Origin of the sequence: Neptuniibacter pectenicola (assembly GCF_001597735.1) — a bacterium.
GTDB classification, from domain to species: domain Bacteria; phylum Pseudomonadota; class Gammaproteobacteria; order Pseudomonadales; family Balneatricaceae; genus Neptuniibacter; species Neptuniibacter pectenicola.
On sequence record NZ_LUTS01000141.1, the window covers coordinates 1 to 260 of the forward strand.

A 260-nucleotide genomic window follows, 5' to 3' on the forward strand; every position below is an offset into this window, starting at 1 on the left:
AAAGAGGAGAAGAGGGAAGAGAGAGGGGAAGAAGGGAAAAGGAAGAAGGGGAGGGAGAGAAAGAAGAAGGGGGAAAAAAAAGAAAGAAAGGAAGAAGAGAAGAGAGGGAAGAGGAGAAAAGGGAGAAGAAAGGGGGGGAAGAGGGGAAGAGAAGGAGGAGGAGGAGAAAGAAAGAAAAAAGGGGGAAAAAGAAGAAAGGGGGAAGAAGAAAAAGGAGAAAGGGGAAAGAAGAAAAGAGAGGGGCAGCAGACAGAGGTGTT

The 260-nt window shown here is 46.9% G+C and carries 1 protein-coding gene; it reads left to right on the forward strand.

Features of this window, described 5'->3' with window-relative positions; translation table 11 throughout:
* Positions 1-260: hypothetical protein (locus tag A3773_RS19905; RefSeq protein ID WP_197462876.1), on the forward strand; the 260-nt coding region annotated here is incomplete at both ends.